General features: G+C 41.6%; 16 protein-coding genes. 14 read left to right on the plus strand and 2 right to left on the minus strand.

Annotated features, from left to right (window positions below):
• Nucleotides 1-80 precede the first annotated feature (80 nt).
• The gene (locus ACFQWC_RS01800) at nt 81-215 is read right to left on the minus strand and encodes a YqzM family protein (RefSeq protein ID WP_044339687.1); all 135 of its coding nucleotides are present in this window, start codon (nt 213-215) and stop codon (nt 81-83) included.
• A 294-nt stretch (nt 216-509) separates the two neighbouring features.
• Between ACFQWC_RS01800 and holA the strand changes: the two genes are divergently transcribed.
• Nucleotides 510-1,538, plus strand: coding sequence for a DNA polymerase III subunit delta (holA, locus tag ACFQWC_RS01805; protein WP_341356607.1), 1,029 nt, complete (start codon nt 510-512; stop codon nt 1,536-1,538).
• A gap of 72 nt (nt 1,539-1,610) precedes the next feature.
• Here holA and rpsT read toward each other — a convergent pair whose 3' ends face one another.
• A complete protein-coding gene (gene rpsT, locus ACFQWC_RS01810) occupies nt 1,611-1,862 on the minus strand; it encodes a 30S ribosomal protein S20 (RefSeq protein WP_377105804.1) in 252 nt (83 codons plus the stop codon).
• Nucleotides 1,863-2,063: 201 nt separating this feature from the next.
• On the opposite strand from rpsT, the gene gpr reads away from it, so the two are divergent.
• From gpr to ACFQWC_RS01875, 13 genes are all read left to right on the plus strand, one after another.
• Nucleotides 2,064-3,173, plus strand: a complete 1,110-nt coding sequence (gpr, locus tag ACFQWC_RS01815) for a GPR endopeptidase (RefSeq protein ID WP_299738538.1) — start codon at nt 2,064-2,066, stop codon at nt 3,171-3,173.
• A 468-nt stretch (nt 3,174-3,641) separates the two neighbouring features.
• Entirely contained in the window at nt 3,642-4,850 is a 1,209-nt protein-coding gene (gene spoIIP / locus ACFQWC_RS01820) for a stage II sporulation protein P (protein ID WP_377105806.1), read from the plus strand.
• Between the two features lie 20 nt (nt 4,851-4,870).
• On the plus strand, nt 4,871-5,206 hold the full coding sequence (locus ACFQWC_RS01825) for a DUF3679 domain-containing protein (RefSeq protein WP_299738534.1): 336 nt from the start codon (nt 4,871-4,873) through the stop codon (nt 5,204-5,206).
• 210 nt (nt 5,207-5,416) lie between these two features.
• Nucleotides 5,417-7,249, plus strand: a complete 1,833-nt coding sequence (gene lepA, locus ACFQWC_RS01830) for a translation elongation factor 4 (protein WP_374054341.1) — start codon at nt 5,417-5,419, stop codon at nt 7,247-7,249.
• 65 nt (nt 7,250-7,314) lie between these two features.
• Entirely contained in the window at nt 7,315-8,472 is a 1,158-nt protein-coding gene (gene hemW, locus ACFQWC_RS01835) for a radical SAM family heme chaperone HemW (protein WP_377105809.1), read from the plus strand.
• A gap of 451 nt (nt 8,473-8,923) precedes the next feature.
• On the plus strand, nt 8,924-9,958 hold the full coding sequence (gene hrcA / locus ACFQWC_RS01840) for a heat-inducible transcriptional repressor HrcA (protein WP_044339688.1): 1,035 nt from the start codon (nt 8,924-8,926) through the stop codon (nt 9,956-9,958).
• A gap of 97 nt (nt 9,959-10,055) precedes the next feature.
• Nucleotides 10,056-10,622 (plus strand): nucleotide exchange factor GrpE, encoded by a 567-nt coding sequence (grpE, locus tag ACFQWC_RS01845; protein WP_341356605.1) that lies wholly within the window; start codon nt 10,056-10,058, stop codon nt 10,620-10,622.
• Nucleotides 10,623-10,661: 39 nt separating this feature from the next.
• Nucleotides 10,662-12,491 carry a molecular chaperone DnaK gene (gene dnaK, locus ACFQWC_RS01850; RefSeq protein WP_044339598.1) on the plus strand — a complete coding sequence of 610 codons (1,830 nt, stop codon included), beginning with the start codon at nt 10,662-10,664 and terminating at the stop codon, nt 12,489-12,491.
• Nucleotides 12,492-12,685: 194 nt separating this feature from the next.
• Complete coding sequence (gene dnaJ / locus ACFQWC_RS01855) at nt 12,686-13,813, plus strand: molecular chaperone DnaJ (RefSeq protein ID WP_299738526.1); 1,128 nt, start codon at nt 12,686-12,688, stop codon at nt 13,811-13,813.
• A 24-nt stretch (nt 13,814-13,837) separates the two neighbouring features.
• Nucleotides 13,838-14,779 carry a 50S ribosomal protein L11 methyltransferase gene (gene prmA, locus ACFQWC_RS01860; protein ID WP_299738524.1) on the plus strand — a complete coding sequence of 314 codons (942 nt, stop codon included), beginning with the start codon at nt 13,838-13,840 and terminating at the stop codon, nt 14,777-14,779.
• 32 nt (nt 14,780-14,811) lie between these two features.
• Nucleotides 14,812-15,558, plus strand: coding sequence for a 16S rRNA (uracil(1498)-N(3))-methyltransferase (locus ACFQWC_RS01865; RefSeq protein ID WP_299738522.1), 747 nt, complete (start codon nt 14,812-14,814; stop codon nt 15,556-15,558).
• 5 nt (nt 15,559-15,563) lie between these two features.
• Nucleotides 15,564-16,898 (plus strand): tRNA (N(6)-L-threonylcarbamoyladenosine(37)-C(2))-methylthiotransferase MtaB, encoded by a 1,335-nt coding sequence (gene mtaB / locus ACFQWC_RS01870; protein ID WP_299738520.1) that lies wholly within the window; start codon nt 15,564-15,566, stop codon nt 16,896-16,898.
• A gap of 236 nt (nt 16,899-17,134) precedes the next feature.
• A complete protein-coding gene (locus ACFQWC_RS01875) occupies nt 17,135-18,799 on the plus strand; it encodes a glycoside hydrolase family 13 protein (RefSeq protein WP_299738518.1) in 1,665 nt (554 codons plus the stop codon).
• Nucleotides 18,800-18,897: the final 98 nt, after the last annotated feature.

Below are 18,897 nucleotides of genomic sequence, written 5' to 3' on the forward strand. Positions count from 1 at the left end.
AAACCATCTGTATGATACACCAGTACCATATATGGCGATTGAAGAAACCGGAATCTTTAAGGTCTGCCTCCTATCTTTCATTAAGAGCCAATTAACTTAATAACAGTTGCAATAACGAACATTGTAGCAAAGAATCCAAAAGAAACAATAAAGCCAACGCCTGAATCTACTGCATCATTTCTTTTTGATTGTACATTCTTTTCAAATTGGTTCACAACTACCCCTCCTATTTCTATTCTAGTATAGAACATCGCTATTAAAAAATCTATACTTCCCTTTACTTTTTCCTTTACTGACAAGAGTTGTCACCTATAAGTTCGCCATCCTGGGTGACACTAATCATTACAAAGGAAATACCGCTTAACGGAAAAGGTTCCTAGGTCTTCTCCGTTAACGTTAATATAGATATAGGGGGTGTCCCATATGACGGATGTCCCCTTTACCCCTTGTCAAAACCAAAAAGCTTTTTTACCATAGAGTAGAGAAAAGAATTAATGGAGAGTGCTGACTTGGTTATTGATATTTGGAAGAAAATAGAGAAATCTCAATTCTCAGCTATATATTTAGTTTACGGAAATGAGTCATTTATTATTAATGAAACGAAACAAAGAATAGTCTCAAGTGCCCTTTCAGAAGAAGAAATGGATTTTAATTTTTCCAGTTATGATCTGGAAGAAACTCCGATAGAAGTAGCGATAGAAGATGCAGAAACCTTTCCGTTTATGGGAGAGAGAAGGGTTGTCATTATCCAAAACCCTGTTTTTTTGACAGCTGAAAAAACAAAAGAGAAGGTAGAGCATAACATTAAACGATTGGAACAATACATACAATCCCCTGCTCCCTATACAGTTCTGGTCTTTACGGCGAATTATGAAAAACTGGACGAGCGTAAGAAGATTACGAAGTCCTTGAAGAAACTGGCAGAAGTCGTAGAGGCAAAAAAGCTGAACGAGTATGAGTTAAAATCGTGGGTAAGAGAACGGGCTGCCTCTAATAGTGTTCAGATAGATGAAGATGCAATTGAATTACTGCTCACCCTCGCTGGAACAAACTTAATGATGCTCACCCAAGAGTTGGACAAACTTTCCTTATATGCAAGCGATACAAATAGAATCGATGTGGAAGTGGTGGAACGATTAACAGCAAGGTCCCTGGAACAAAATATTTTTACCCTAGTGGATAAGGTCGTTCAAAGAAGGATTGATGAGGCATTAAGAATTTATTACGATCTCCTCAAGCAAAATGAAGAGCCATTGAAAATTCTTTCGATCCTGGCAGGACAGTTCAGGCTCATATACGGAACGAAAGAACTATCACGAAGAGGATACGGCCAGCAAAAAATCGCGTCCTACTTGAAAGTTCATCCTTTCCGGGTCAAACTGGCAGCAGGGCAGGCGAAGCACTTCAACGATAAACAACTTGCCCATATCATCGAATTGTTATCACAAGGAGATTACGAAATCAAAACAGGAAAAATCAAAAAAGAATTGATGATTGAAATGTTTTTGTTTAAACTTCATGATCAGAGCTTTACATGAAGACTTTCGATTCGTTAATGATAGAGATCAAAAGAAAAACCACCTGCCCTTGGGGCGAGGTGGTTTTTTCAATTAGTTCGCTTTTTTCATTAGGCGAGACTTTTGACGATCCGCAGCGTTTTTGTGGATAAGACCTTTTTGAGCTGCTTTGTCTAATTGACGAACCGCTTCTGTTGCTAATTCTTTTGCGTTATCTGCGCTGTTAGCAGCTGCAGCTTCTGCTTTCTTGATAGCAGTACGCATTGAAGATTTCACAGCAGCGTTTTGAGCGTTACGCTCGTTGCTAGTTTTTACACGCTTGATAGCTGATTTAATATTTGGCATTCCTGTCACCTCCTATAAAAGGATCGAGATTCTATGTGACTCGATTTAAATTCCTAAACAATAAGAACAAATGATATTTTATCAAACGAACAGTGATATTGCAATACTATGTAGTGAAATTAAACGTGTGAATGAACCCATACGAAAAAGGTAAACATAAAAAATAGTAGATAAGATCCCAAGCTTGGAGGTAGAGTCGAAATGAAGAACGAAGAAATCGATCTAAGTAAATATTCCGTACGTACCGATCTTGCCGTTGAAGCAAGAGAAATGGTGGTCAGTGATAAAGCGGAGGATACGTCATCGATACAAGGTGTCATGATTAAAGAGAAGGAAGAAGATGGGGTGAAAGTTTCCCTTGTCACCGTTACACCTGAAGGGGAAGAGAAAATCGGTAAAAAACCTGGTAATTACTTAACCATCGAGGCTCATGGAATTCGCCAGGAAGATGCAGAACTGCAACAAAGAGTAGAAAAAGTATTTGCGAATGAATTTAATCAGTTTTTAATTAACAATAATATCAGTAAAAATGCAAGCTGCTTGATTGTTGGACTCGGAAACTGGAATGTAACCCCCGATTCATTGGGACCCCGCGTATGTGAGGATATCATCGTGACGAGACATCTTTTTGAACTGCAGCCGGAATCAGTGGAAGAGGGCTATCGACCGGTCAGTGCCCTCGTTCCTGGTGTGATGGGGCTAACGGGAATTGAAACGAGCGATATCATTTTCGGTGTTGTGGAAAAATCCAAACCCGACTTTATCATCGCCATCGATGCCCTTGCTTCCCGTTCCATTGAGCGCGTCAATTCCACCATCCAGATTTCTGATACAGGTATACATCCGGGATCTGGAGTTGGTAATAAACGAAAAGGTCTCGATCAGGAAACGTTAGGTGTTCCGGTTATTGCCATCGGTGTTCCGACCGTACTCGATGCTGTCACCATCGTAAGTGATACAGTGGACTTTCTTTTAAAACATTTTGGAAAAGAGATGAGAGAAGGGGGGCGGCCTTCGAGATCTCTCGCCCCGGCAGGATTAAGCTTCGGTGAAAGAAGAAAATTAACCGAAGAAGATCTTCCGGAAGAACAGCATCGTCAAACATTCATGGGAATTGTGGGGACCCTCGAGGATCAGGAAAAACGAAAACTGATTCATGAGGTGTTAGCTCCGATCGGTCACAACCTGATGGTCACCCCTAAAGAAGTGGACGTGTTCATGGAAGATATGGCCAACCTCATAGCAAGCGGATTGAATGCGGCACTACATGATGCCGTTGATCAGGAAAATACGGGGTATCAGACTAGATAGGTTGAAGATGAAAGTAGCGCCTTAGGGGTAGGTAGTGAACCTTGAGGCGTTTTTTTGTAGTGGATTCATTGGAGAGAAACCATTTCGCCGATATATTAGGAATTTCGCCGTTAAATTGAAAAATTCGCCGATATCCAAAAATGTAGATGGAATATATCTATAAAAAATGGGATTTATATGAAGCTGACACCGGAGATGATAGATAAAAGGAGTGATCTTTACCTGAAAGAGATTAATCCATCTTGAAAATTGCAGTTCTCCCTTCAAAAATTGAAACTTCCTACTCACCTCACTACACCTCACCCTAGCTATCGAACCCCACCCCCACCTTGCCACCCATCCTAAAAATAATAGATTCCCCCGTTTAACTTTCCACCAATAACCTCATAATGACTACTAAATATAGTTCTACTATCTCTAGTAATGACATACATTGTACTAGAGTAGAGTAAAGGAAAGGGTGGGAGAATGAGGTCGTATAAAGCGTCCAATTATGTAGTAGCGATTAATATGTCAACGATACTGAAAGGGATGTTGATCTTCGTAGTAGGATTACTCTCCGTTTTTTCGATAACGGGCATCCTCACTTCCTTAAACCCTGAGTATAGAATTACATCGCATTCATTGAATCAAGCGGCTTCCAATGTGAAGGGTGATGCATTATATAAGATCTTGGCATTAGAAAACCGGTCTTTTAATCAAATATTGACTGAAGAAGAGCAGGCTTTACCGAATTTTTCATCCCTCCTTTTTCAGGTGGCTACCAATGTGAGCTTTGAAGATCCCCGAAGCTTCCTGGGGAGAGAACTGCCGGGATTTTCGATTTTTGATGGTGACATTCTAGTGGCCGGGGAGGGGACGGATTTTACGAATATGCCGATCGAATCTGTCCCTCCTCCCGAAGCACTTGAGGCTGGGAATGAAGCACCACTCAAGAATGTAGAGAATTTTAATGAATCGGATCAAAAGAGTGGAGATGTGTCCCCGCCTTTATCAACTGGAGATAAAAAGACGGTTCATCTTTACTTCACACATACCCGTGAATCCTATCTGCCTTACTTGGAGGGAGTAACAAATCCTGATTCAGCCATGCATTCGGAAGTAAATGTCACCAAGGTGGGAGATATGGTGAAGAAGCATTTAGAGGGACTTGGGATTGGAACGACCATCGATAAAACCGATGTGATAGCGAACCTGAACAATAAAGGATTGGATTATTGGGCTGCATATCAGGAGTCCAGGCCCTTAGTCCAGGCTGCCATGACGAGTAATAAAGACTTGCTGTATCTCGTTGACATACATCGTGATTCACAAAGAAGGGCTGTTACGACGGGAACCATTAATGGCAAATCCTATGCCAAGCTCGCGTTTGTAGTCGGGGAAGAGCATCCGAATTACGAACAGAATTTAAAGGTGGCAACAGAGCTTCATAAGTTATTGGAAGCTAACTATAAAGGTATTTCACGTGGAGTGATTGCGAAAAAGGGAAGCGGTACAAACGGTAAGTTCAATCAGGATCTTTCAAGTAACGCCATGTTACTGGAGTTTGGCGGAGTGGATAATACGTTTGAAGAATTGGAACGATCCGCGCAGGCTTTCGCCGAAGTATTCGCTGATTATTATTGGCAGGCTGAAAAGGTGAATCATATACCTGTCACTCCTGCAGTAAGTCAGTAATAAAAAGGATGAATGAAACCATGACGAAATTCTTTTTTAAATGTGCACTGCTTATATCTGCATTATTTATTGGGGTTCTGATGGGAATGCAGTATGCCAATCAGGGGATTGTGGAAATGAAGGGGCATGAACAGCAGAACTTCACTTCTCCGGTGGGAGTGAGTCAGGACGGGGAAGGGAACGTGGAGGCGTCTTTCCTCGGGAATGAAGTTGAATCCAAAACGTTAAGCGAAAAGAAAGAGAAATTAGAAGATATGAAAGCCTTTAATGCCTTTTCTTCGATCGGGAAAGCACTGGCGAATACCATTGAAAGTATTACCAACGAAATAATGAACTTTATCGCTTCGTTAATCTAAATATAAGCGGGAAGAGAAGGCTGGAAAACAGTACTGCCTTCTCTTTTTGATGTCCAATAATAAGTGGATTTGTGCCATCGAATTAAAAGTGTCCTGCTTTAAAATGGACAATTCCTGCATAGCCCTTTAGTTTACATTGAATAATATATTGTCTACTGCTATAATTCAAAATAGTGTACATGTGTGGAAATAACAGGAGTTGAACGTATAATGAACCGTGAAGAGAAATTAGAAAGACAATCAAGAATTAGAAACTTTTCGATCATTGCTCATATAGATCATGGGAAATCTACCCTTGCCGATCGTATTTTAGAGAAAACGAAAGCACTGACGGCACGAGAAATGAAAGAGCAATTGCTAGATTCAATGGATCTGGAAAGAGAACGTGGAATCACAATCAAATTAAATTCTGTGCAATTAAAGTATCAAGCGAAAGACGGGGAAGAATACATCTTTCATCTCATTGATACACCAGGGCACGTCGACTTTACATACGAAGTATCTCGTAGTTTAGCTGCTTGTGAAGGGGCCATCCTTGTAGTGGATGCTGCTCAAGGGATTGAAGCCCAAACATTGGCGAACGTGTATCTTGCCTTAGATAATAACTTGGAAATCCTTCCAGTTATCAATAAAATCGATCTTCCGGCAGCAGATCCGGAAAGAGTGCGTCAAGAAGTGGAAGACGTGATCGGACTTGATGCATCTGAAGCGGTACTTGCCTCTGCTAAAGCAGGGATCGGGATTGAAGAAATCCTGGAGCAAGTGGTTGAGAAGGTACCTGCACCAGTTGGAGATCCCGATGCGCCATTAAAAGCGCTGATCTTCGATTCCTTATATGATGCATATAGAGGAGTCGTTGCCTACATCCGTGTGATGGAAGGCAGCGTCAAAGTAGGGGATAAGGTTCGTATGATGGCAACAGGGAAAGAGTTTGAAGTGACCGAGATCGGTGTCTTCACTCCGAAAGCGACGGGTCAGAAAGAACTGACAGTCGGGGATGTTGGTTACCTGACGGCCGCTATCAAAAACGTTGGGGACACCCGTGTAGGGGATACCATCACCCTGGCGAAAAACCCTGCACAGGAAGCATTACCTGGATACCGCCGACTGAACCCGATGGTCTATTGCGGTTTATATCCAATCGATTCAAACCGCTATAACGATCTTAGAGAAGCACTTGAAAAGCTTGAATTGAATGACTCTGCACTTCAGTACGAGCCGGAAACATCTCAAGCGTTAGGATTTGGATTCCGTTGTGGATTCTTAGGCCTTCTTCATATGGAAATCATCCAAGAGCGTATTGAGCGTGAATTTAAGATTGACCTTATTACGACAGCGCCAAGTGTTATCTATCATGTTAAGCTGACAGATGGGGAAGAAGTGAAAGTGGATAATCCGTCCATGATGCCGGATCCTCAAAAAGTGGATCATGTTGAAGAGCCTTATGTTAAAGCTACCATCATGGTTCCAAACGATTACGTCGGTGCCGTAATGGAGCTCTGTCAAGGAAAACGAGGTAACTTCATCGACATGCAGTATATGGATGATACGCGAGTGAACATCGTATATGAAATTCCACTTGCTGAAATTGTGTATGATTTCTTCGATCAGCTAAAATCCAATACGAAAGGATATGCTTCATTTGATTATGAGCTGATTGGATACAAAGAATCCAAGCTTGTGAAAATGGATATCCTTTTAAACGCTGAAAATGTCGACGCTTTAAGCTTTATTGTTCACCGCGACTTCGCTTATGAACGCGGGAAGCTAATTGTTGAGAAGTTGAAGGAATTAATTCCAAGACAGCAATTCGAAGTTCCCGTCCAGGCAGCGATCGGTCAAAAGATCGTCGCAAGATCGACCATTAAGGCCATTCGTAAAAACGTTCTGGCAAAATGTTACGGTGGAGATATCTCACGTAAACGTAAACTTCTTGATAAACAAAAAGAAGGTAAAAAACGTATGAAGTCCGTTGGTTCTGTTGAAGTTCCACAAGAAGCCTTTATGGCCGTATTGAAAATGGACGATACAGATAAAAAATAATTGTCTTGATGATAAAGGGGGAAAGTGGCTTGTACTAAACAAGCACTGCTTACCCCCTTTTCTCTATGAATGCCCCCAAAGGAGGGATAAACTTGGTGAAATCAGCTTATATTCATATACCTTTCTGTGAACATATCTGTCACTATTGTGATTTTAATAAAGTCTTTTTAGAAGGACAGCCTGTAAACGAATACTTAACAAGCTTAGGGAATGAAATGAAGCATAGGGTCATGACCCAAGACAAACTTGATACAATTTTTGTCGGGGGCGGCACTCCTACTTCATTGAATGCAAGCCAGCTGGAAACGTTATGCGAATCCATCACTACTCATTTGCCTTTTGATCAGGGTGAATTCACTTTTGAAGCAAACCCTGGAGATTTGACCGAAGATAAACTCCGAGTCTTAAAGGACCACGGTGTGAATCGGTTGAGCTTTGGTGTCCAGTCATTCAATGATGAGCTTCTAAAAGGAATAGGACGCACGCATAAAAGCGAAGATGTGTATACATCTGTGGAAACGGCTCAAAAAGTAGGATTCTCGAATATCAGCATTGATCTGATTTATAGCCTGCCTAAGCAAACAGAGCAAGATTTCCAGGATACATTAAAGAAAGCACTTGACCTTGATCTTCCCCATTACTCGGCTTATTCGCTTATCGTAGAGCCAAAGACGGTTTTCTACAACCTGATGAGAAAAGGGAAGCTGCCACTTCCAACTCAAGATCAGGAAGCGGCCATGTACGAAATCTTGATCGAAACGATGGAGAAATATGGGATCAATCAATATGAAATCAGTAATTTTGCTAAACGGGGATTTGAAAGCCAACATAATCTCGTTTATTGGAACAATAATGAATATTATGGTTTAGGTGCCGGTGCACACGGATATATAAACGGAGTACGTTATTCCAATTACGGTCCCCTAAAAAAATATATGGACCCGATTGCAGAAGGTTTCCTGCCCACCATCCAGCAGCATGAAGTCACCAAAGCCGAAATGATGGAAGAGGAAATGTTCCTCGGCTTACGTAAGGTAGAGGGAGTGAGTAAATCTGTATTCCAGCACAAATTTGGCTGCAGTATCGAATCTGTATTCGGTTCATCCATTGAAGAAATGGAGAAACGAAAACTGCTTACTGTGAATGAAGAGCGGGTTGCGCTTACGAAACAGGGTCGCTTTTTAGGAAACGAAGTATTTCAATCTTTCCTTGGTGTAATCTAATGGATGCATCCTAAAGGTGTATGGTATTTATGTTCGTCTACAGCTAGTAACTCATGCTTAGAAAGTTGATTGGAGCGGAAGGTGCTCGACTCCTGCGGGGATAGCGGGAAAGTAGGAAAAGCGGAGGCGGCTCGACCAGCCCCGACAAGCATAAGGTGAATGGGCCGGGAAGGCGTTTCTTGCCTTCTTGGGCCATTTAGCTTATGACCTCGAGGGGCTAGCCGCCGGAGCTAGACAGTTGAGACCTCACAGCGAAGCCCGAGGAGGCTCAACTCACGCCCCGCGGAAAGCGAGCACCTGAAGCGGAAATCAACCACTACTCGCTTTTTCAAAAGCAACTGACTTTACGAAAAGAGCCAATCTAATATATTGACATCCCTTTTCTGATTTGATAATTTATTAATTAGATTTAGCACTCATCAGAAGAGAGTGCTAACAGGGGTGATGAATGTTGTTAACAGATCGACAACTTCTAATTCTTCAAGTGATCATTGATGATTTTATTCTATCAGCTCAGCCTGTCGGTTCCAGGAGCTTGTCCAAGAAGGATGAGATTTCGTTCAGTTCGGCTACGATTCGAAATGAAATGGCTGATTTGGAGGAATTGGGTTTTATTGAAAAAACACATACTTCTTCAGGACGTGTTCCATCTGAAAAGGGTTATCGTTATTACGTGGATCACTTGCTTTCTCCTCAGAAATTAAAGAAGAACGATGTTCATGCATTACGCTCTATTTTCACAGAGCGAATATATGAATTGGAGAAAGTGGTCCAGAAATCGGCAAAGATTCTATCAGAGCTGACGAATTATACGACAATCGTATTAGGACCTGATTTGAAGGAGAATAAGCTGAAGAAAATTCAACTTATCCCTCTGAACAAAGATACGGCTATTGCCATTATCGTGACGGATAACGGGCATGTTGAAAATAAACTGTTCCACATCCCGCCTACAATGGACGCAGCAGAGCTTGAGAAGCTCGTGTACATCCTGAATGACCGGCTATCGGGGGTCCCGATTAGTGAATTGAACGATAAAATCTTTAAGGAAGTCGCTCTTTTACTTAGAGAGCATATTCAGAACTATGATTTTATCCTCCACTCCATCACGGACTCTTTTAATCCATCGGTCACAGATAAGCTGTTCTTTGGAGGGAAAACCAATATACTTAATCAGCCTGAGTTTAATGATGTCCAAAAGGTTCGTATGCTCCTTGAAATGATTGAACAGGAAGAGAGTATCTACAACTTGATTCGGCCTTCCGCTACAGGATTGAATATTAAGATTGGGAAAGAAAATGATCATCTTGCTATGGAGAATTGTAGTCTCATAACCGCTACTTATTCTATTGGTAAAGAACAATTAGGTTCCATTGCGATTATCGGGCCTACTCGAATGGAGTATTCCCGTGTCGTTAGTTTACTTAATTTCTTTTCAAATGATATGTCCAAGGTTCTTACGAAACTGTATCAAAGTGAAGATTAGTGGACATATTGTATAAAGGAAAAAAGGACCCCGGAAGCAGGTTTGATTGACTTCCGGCGCCTTGAATTGGTCGCAGATTTTTAAGGAGGTGAATGTTATGTCTGAAGAAACAAAACAAGAACAGCAAGAAGCAAAAGAGGAAAAAAGCGAAGCGGTTGAAGAAGTATTCGCTGAAGAACCTCAAGTAGAAGTAGTAACAGAAGAAGAACACGAATCAGATGAGCTTTCACAATTAGAAGAAAAGCTGAATGAGTCTGAAAATCGTTATCTTCGTTTAAGAGCTGATTTCGATAACTTCCGCCGACGCGTAAATGTTGAAAACGAAGCGAAGGAGAAATATCGTGCTCAAGGTCTGATTACTGAACTATTGCCAGCACTTGATAATTTCGAGCGTGCTTTAAATATAGAAGCTGATAATGATCAAACGAAAACACTGCTACAAGGAATGGAAATGGTTCACAGAAGCATTGTTGAAGCCCTTAAGAAAGAGGGAGTAGAGCCAATTGAAGCAGTAGGTCAACAGTTTGATCCTCATTTGCATCAAGCTGTTATGCAAACAGAAGAGGAAAACGTCGATAGCAATGTTGTTGTTGAGGAATTCCAAAAAGGATACAAACTGAAAGACAGAGTAATTCGTCCTTCCATGGTGAAGGTCAATCAATAATAAAGACATTACATATACAAATTAGGGAGGTTTCTTACTATGAGTAAAATAATCGGTATTGACTTAGGTACGACAAACTCATGTGTATCAGTACTTGAAGGCGGAGAGCCAAAGGTCATTGCAAATGCAGAAGGAAACCGCACAACTCCTTCAGTTGTTGCGTTCAAAAATGGTGAAAAGCAGGTTGGGGAAGTAGCGAAGCGTCAAGCCATCACGAATCCAAACACGATCATCTCAGTGAAACGTCACATGGGGACAGATCACAAAGTAGAAGCTGAAGGAAAAGAATATACGCCACAAGAAATTTCAGCTATGATTCTTCAACATTTAAAATCATATGCAGAAGACTATCTTGGGGAAAAAGTTGAAAAAGCGGTTATCACAGTACCTGCTTACTTCAATGATGCAGAACGTCAAGCTACAAAAGACGCCGGGAAAATCGCGGGTCTTGAAGTTGAGCGTATCATCAACGAACCAACGGCAGCTGCACTGGCATACGGCTTAGACAAGATGGACCAAGATCAAACGATCCTTGTTTATGACCTTGGTGGCGGTACATTTGACGTATCTATCCTTGAACTTGGTGACGGTGTATTCGAAGTACGTTCTACTGCCGGCGACAACCGACTAGGTGGAGACGACTTTGACCAAGTGATCATCGATTATCTTGTAGCTGAATTCAAAAAAGAGAACGGCATCGACCTTTCTAAAGATAAAATGGCTCTTCAACGTCTTAAAGACGCTGCTGAGAAAGCGAAGAAAGATCTTTCAGGAGTTACTTCAACTCAGATCTCACTTCCATTCATCACGGCTGGAGAAGCTGGACCACTTCACCTGGAAGTGACTCTTTCAAGAGCGAAATTCGATGAAATCTCTTCAGATCTTGTAGAACGTACAATGGGTCCAACTCGTCAAGCGATGAAAGATGCTGGTCTTTCTGCAAGTGAAATCGATAAAATCATTCTTGTTGGTGGGTCAACTCGTATCCCGGCTGTACAAGAAGCGATCAGAAAAGAAACAGGTAAAGAGCCATCTAAAGGTGTTAACCCTGACGAAGTTGTAGCGATGGGGGCAGCGATTCAAGGTGGAGTTCTGACTGGAGACGTAAAAGACGTTGTCTTACTTGACGTTACACCACTATCACTTGGTATCGAAACAATGGGTGGCGTATCAACGAAGTTGATCGAGCGTAACACTACGATCCCGACGTCTAAATCACAAACATTCTCAACTGCTGCGGATAATCAGACAGCTGTTGATATCCATGTATTACAAGGTGAGCGCCCAATGGCTGCTGATAACAAAACGCTAGGTCGTTTCCAATTAGCGGACATTCCGCCGGCACCACGGGGCGTACCTCAAATCGAAGTGAAATTCGATATTGATAAGAACGGTATCGTGAATGTAAGTGCGAAGGACCTTGGAACAGGTAAAGAGCAAAACATCACAATCAAATCTTCTACAGGTCTTTCAGATGATGAAGTAGAACGCATGGTGAAGGAAGCAGAAGAAAATGCCGAAGCGGATAAAAAACGTAAAGAGGAAGTTGAACTTCGCAACGAAGCCGACCAACTTGTATTCCAAACGGAAAAAACGTTAAAAGATCTTGAAGGCAAAGTAGAAGAAGATGAAGTGAAAAAAGCGGAAGATGCGAAAGCTGAACTGAAAGAAGCGATCGAGAAAGACGATTTAGATCTTATCCGTGAAAAGAAAGATGCATTACAGGAAATCGTTCAAAGCTTAACGATGAAGCTTTATGAGCAGGCTCAAGCGGAAGCTCAAGCAGCTCAAGGAGCAGAAGGCGAAGCTTCGAAAGACGACGATGTAGTCGACGCTGAATACGAAGAAGTAAACGACGACAAGAAATAATCCAGAATGAACGAAAAAGTCAAAGTCAGGGCGGTTCTTGGCTTTGACTTTTTCTATGATTGAAGGGAGTGGAAGATGATTCAATTCATCTAACAGACACAATCAAATATAAGGAATGTTGAGTTTTTATTGATAATAGTCGAAGCTCAATGTTAAAATAACCTTTATGCAAAGGATTCGGGAGTGGTGTTTTAATGAGTAAACGGGACTATTATGAGGTACTCGGTGTCGGAAAAGATGCCTCAAAAGACGAAATGAAGAAAGCATACCGCAAGCTCTCCAAAAAATATCATCCGGATATTAATAAAGAAGCGGATGCGGACGAGAAATTCAAAGAAATATCGGAAGCCTATGAAGTATTAAGTGATGATCAGAAACGTGCACAATATGATCGTTTTGGACATACGGACCCTAACCAAGGTTTCGGCGGTGGCGCAGACTTTGGCGGCGGCGGTTTCGGTGGTTTCGAAGACATCTTTAATACGTTCTTCGGTGGCGGCGGAGGCCGCAGAAGAGATCCGAATGCCCCTAGACAAGGTGCGGACCTTCAGTATACGATGTCTCTGACATTTGAAGAAGCGGTATTTGGAAAAGAAACAGAAATCGAGATTCCGAGAGAGGAAGAATGTGACACTTGCCATGGTTCTGGTGCGAAGCCGGGAACAAAGGTCAATACATGTTCTCACTGTAATGGATCTGGTCAATTAAATGTGGAACAAAATACACCGTTCGGCCGCATTGTGAACAGACGCGTTTGTCACTACTGTAACGGTACAGGTAAACAAATCAAGGAAAAATGTTCTACATGTGGCGGTGCTGGTAAAGTACAGAAGCGCCGTAAAATCTCTGTGAAAATTCCGGCTGGTATCGATGATGGTCAACAGCTGCGTGTTACTGGTCAAGGTGAACCAGGTATAAATGGTGGACCAGCGGGTGACTTGTACGTTGTCTTCCACGTTCGCTCACATGATTTCTTCGAACGTAACGGAGATGATATTTATTGCGAAATGCCTGTGACGTTTGCACAAGCTGCATTAGGTGATGAAATTGAGGTACCAACGCTGCACGGAAAAGTAAAGCTGAAAGTACCTGCGGGAACTCAAACAAGCACGAGATTCCGTTTGAAAGGTAAAGGAGTACCGAATGTACGTGGATACGGTACAGGTGATCAGCATGTTCAAGTGAAGGTGGTTACTCCTTCTAAATTAACGGATAAGCAAAAGCAACTATTAAGAGAGTTTGCGGATATTAGCGGACAGGTACCAGACGAACAGCATGAAAGCTTTTTTGATAAAGTAAAAAAAGCCTTTAAAGGCGAATAACTAAAGAACGGAGTTGGTAGATCAATGAAATGGTCAGAAATCAGTATTCTTACTACGAATGAAGCGATTGAACCTATTTCAAACATTCTTCATGAATCTGGAGCAAGCGGTGTGGTCATTGAAGACCCTGCCGAATTAATTAAGGAAAGAGAAGATATGTTTGGAGAGATCTACCAACTCAATCCTGATGATTATCCGAGTGAAGGTGTCTTAGTCAAAGCGTATTTACCCGTAAATAGCTTTCTTGGTGAAACCGTTGATGAGATCAAGCAGGGCATTACGAACCTGGTTACGTATGATATCGACATTGGTGAAAACAAAGTGGAGATTTCAGAAGTGAATGAGGAAGAATGGGCAACGGCGTGGAAGAAATACTACCATCCTGTGAAGATCTCCGATAAATTTACAATCGTCCCTACTTGGGAAGACTATACACCGGTTCACAGTGACGAACTCATCATTGAACTGGATCCAGGAATGGCATTCGGGACAGGAACTCATCCTACAACGGTCATGTGTATCCAGGCTCTTGAGAGAATCGTTAAAGAACATGATACGGTCATCGATGTAGGAACAGGTTCAGGTGTATTATCCATTGCTGCTGCACAGTTGGCTGCAGACAATGTAAGAGCGTATGACCTGGATGAAGTGGCTGTTCGTTCAGCAAGACTAAACGTGAAGCTGAACAAAGTCCAACAAACTGTGACGGTCGACGAGAACAATTTATTGAATGGCGTTACAGGGCAAGCCGATGTGATTGTAGCGAACATTTTGGCTGAAATCATTTTACGCTTTACAGATGATGCCTACGAACTTGTGAAACCGGGCGGATTCTTTATCACCTCTGGGATTATCCAGCCTAAGAAGCAAGAAGTACGTGACGCACTGGAGACTGCCGGATTTATAATAGAAGAAATTATGGTTATGGAAGACTGGGTCGCTATTATCGCTAAGAAGCCTATGTAAAGGCAAGTAAAAAACGGTGGAGTTGAAACTGTATGCAACGATATTTTATAGATGACATATATCGAGAAAATGATCCGATTACGATAACAGGGGATGACTATCATCATATTGTTCGTGTCATGAGAATGAAGGAAGATGATGAAGTATTTGCTGTTTTCAAGGATCAAGCATCAGCGCTTGCCCGTATTGAAACGATTTCCAGTGACGCAGTAGAACTATCAATAGTAAAATGGGAAACAACGACGAAAGAATTACCAATTAAAGTAACCATTGCGAGCGGACTGCCGAAAGGGGATAAATTGGAGTTGATTTTCCAAAAGGGAACAGAGCTTGGAGCCACTCAATTTATCCCTTTTAATGCGGATCGCTCCATTGTGAAGTGGGACGATAAGAAAGCAAGGAAAAAGGTAGAGCGATGGGAGAAAATCGTCAAGGAAGCAGCTGAACAGTCTCATAGACTCCTTGTTCCCGATGTATCTGCACCCATTTCATTGAAACAATTAATACAGGCGCAGTTTGATTTCAAACTGATCGCTTATGAAGAAGAAGCAAGAGCTGGAGAAAAAGGAAATCTTTCAAAGGTGTTATCGACGATTGAGAATGGACAAAGTGTCCTGGTCGTATTCGGTCCTGAAGGTGGATTAACGGAAAAAGAAGTAGAGATGTGTAAGAGCGCAGGATTTATTTCCTGTGGTTTAGGTCCCAGAATCTTACGGACGGAGACTGCTCCATTGTATGTCCTATCAGCCATCAGCTATCAATTAGAACTTATGAGGTGATTGTAATGCCATCAGTAGCGTTTCACACTCTAGGGTGTAAAGTGAACCACTACGAAACAGAAGCCATTTGGCAACTATTTAAAGAAGAAGGATACGAACGTGTAGAATATGATTCGATCGCAGATGTATATGTCATTAACACATGCACGGTAACGAATACAGGGGATAAGAAAAGCAGACAGGTCATTCGTCGTGCCATCCGTAAGAACCCTGACGGTGTGATTTGTGTAACAGGGTGCTACGCTCAAACATCCCCTGCCGAAATTATGGCGATTCCGGGCGTTGATGTCGTGGTTGGTACCCAAGACCGAAGAAAAATGTTAACGTACATTGAAGAATATAAACAAGAACGCCAACCAATCAATGGTGTTACAAACATTATGAAAAATCGTGTATATGAAGAGCTGGATGTTCCGGCATTCACGGATCGTACTCGTGCCTCTCTTAAAATCCAGGAAGGGTGCAATAACTTCTGTACATTCTGTATTATTCCATGGGCTCGTGGACTTATGAGATCCCGTGACCCTGAAGAAGTGATTCATCAAGCTCAACAGCTTGTGGATGCAGGGTATAAAGAGATTGTCCTGACAGGAATTCACACAGGTGGATACGGAGAGGACATGAAAGACTACAACCTTGCCATGCTTCTTAAAGACTTGGAGCAAAAAGTGAAGGGTCTGAAAAGAATTCGTATCTCTTCCATCGAAGCCAGTCAACTGACGGATGAAGTCATTGAAGTGATTGATCAATCCAATATTGTTGTCAGACACTTACACATTCCACTTCAATCAGGATCCAATACGGTCCTTAAGAGAATGCGCAGAAAGTATACGATGGAATTCTTTGCAGAGCGCTTGGAAAAGCTTAAAAAGGCTTTACCGGGTCTTGCAGTTACATCTGATGTCATTGTCGGTTTCCCTGGTGAAACGGAAGAAGAATTTATGGAAACATATAACTTCATCAATGAACATAAATTCTCAGAGCTTCATGTGTTCCCATACTCGAAGCGAACAGGTACACCTGCAGCACGTATGGACGACCAAATCGATGAAGATATCAAGAACGAACGAGTTCATCGTTTGATTGAACTTTCGAATCAATTAGCGAAAGAATACGCTTCTCAGTTTGAAAATGAAGTATTAGAGGTTATCCCTGAAGAAATTTACCAAGATGATCTCTATGTTGGATACACGGATAATTACTTGAAAGTGGTTTTCCCTGCAACGGAAGACATGGTAGGAAAGCTTGTGAAAGTGAAAATCGCGAAAGCAGGCTATCCTTTAAACGAAGGTCAATTTGTACGTGTACTTGAAGAAACAGAAGAAAAAGCCGCAATTTAACGATCAAGGCACCTGACAATGGTTGGGTGCTTTTTTGTTTTTGCACAATAATACTTTGTAACCACTTTCTTTTTTTTGCTTAGAATCAATTTATCTATTGATAAGTGAAGAAGAAGGTTGTAAACTATTAATGTCAATATATTAAATGAAATGGTTCTTTTTTTTAAACTAATAGTGCAAACGATTGCATTAAATGTAAGCGTTTGTATCTTACTATACTTTGATGAGGTGTTACGATGAAAAAGGCATGGCGTAAAGAAGCGGTAGGCTATCAAATCTATCCTAGAAGTTTTCAGGATTCAAACGGAGACGGAATTGGCGACTTACAGGGCGTGATTCAACGTTTGGATTATATTAAAGAATTAGGTATCGATGTGATCTGGATTTGTCCAATGTACAAATCACCTAATGATGATAATGGATATGATATTTCAGATTATCAGGATATCATGGAGGATTTCGGTACGATGGAAGACTTCGATCAACTCCTTAAAGAGGTCCATAAGAGAGATATGAAGCTGATCATCGATCTTGTGCTTAACCATACAAGTGACGAACATCCATGGTTTATTGAGTCTAAGAGTTCTAAAGACAATCCAAAACGTGATTGGTATATTTGGAGAGATGGGGTCAAAGGCAAGGAGCCGAATAACTGGGAGAGCATCTTTGGAGGGTCGGCATGGAAGTATGACGAAGAAACAGATCAATATTTCCTTCACGTATTCTCTACGAAGCAGCCTGATTTGAACTGGGAAAATGAAGAAGTGCGCGATGCTCTTTATGATACTGTCAACTGGTGGCTTGATAAAGGAATCGATGGCTTTAGAATCGATGCCATCAGCCATATTAAGAAACGTCCGGGTCTTCCTGATATGCCAAATCCGAAAAAGCAAAAATACGTTTCTTCTTTCGATATGCATATGAACCAAAAAGGGATTCATACGTTCCTTCAAGAATTCAAAGATCGGACGTATGGAAATTATGATGTCATGTCTGTAGGAGAAGCGAATGGCGTGAAGGCTGATGAAGCAGAACTATGGGTTGGTAAAGAAAACGGTAAAATGGATATGATCTTCCAATTCGAACATCTAGGTTTATGGGACGCTGAAACAAATCCTGACCTGGACATCGTCGAATTGAAAAAGGTGCTCTCGCGTTGGCAAAAAGGACTTGAAGGCAACGGCTGGAATGCACTATTCATTGAAAATCATGATAAACCCCGCGTTGTGTCCACTTGGGGGAACGACAAAGAATACTGGAAAGAAAGTGCCACAGCTATGGCAACCATGTATTTCTTAATGCAGGGAACACCGTTCATTTACCAGGGACAAGAAATTGGCATGACGAATGTTCAATTTCCTTCGATTGAAGATTATGATGATGTAGCAGTCAAGAATTTATATCGTCTTAAGCGTGAAGAAGGCGTATCTCATAAGGATATTATGGAAATCATCTGGGCATCATCCCGTGACAACAGCAGAACGCCAATGCAATGGTCAGACGGTGAAAACAGCGGGTTTACTAGCGGAACACCTTGGATGAAAGTGAATCCAAACTATAAAACAATCAATGTAAAAGCTCAGGAAAAGGATGAAAAATCCATCCTGAATTTCTACAAAAAGATGATCCAATTAAAGAAAAATGAAGATGTCTTCACGTACGGAATCTATGACCTGCTACTTGAAAAAGACAAGCAAATTTATGCTTATACCCGCACAGGTGAAGATCAATCCATGATCGTGATCACAAACCTTTCCACCAAGAACACCGTTTGTGACCTTAAAGACTTAGAAGTATCTTCATCGGACCTTTTACTGAATAACTATGATGTAGACAGCCATGAAAATGTAAGCAAGTTAACTCTTAAGCCATATGAGGCGAGAGTGTATCGTTTGAAATAATGAGGATTGCAACCCTGGTGATTGAATACCGGGGTTGTTTTTCATTGGCTCTATTCTTAAAAATTGTTGTTATTTAAGAGAAGGAAACAGGTAGAGTG

The organism is Rossellomorea sp. GCM10028870 (genome assembly GCF_042666755.1).
Classification (GTDB): Bacteria; Bacillota; Bacilli; order Bacillales; family Bacillaceae_B; genus Rossellomorea.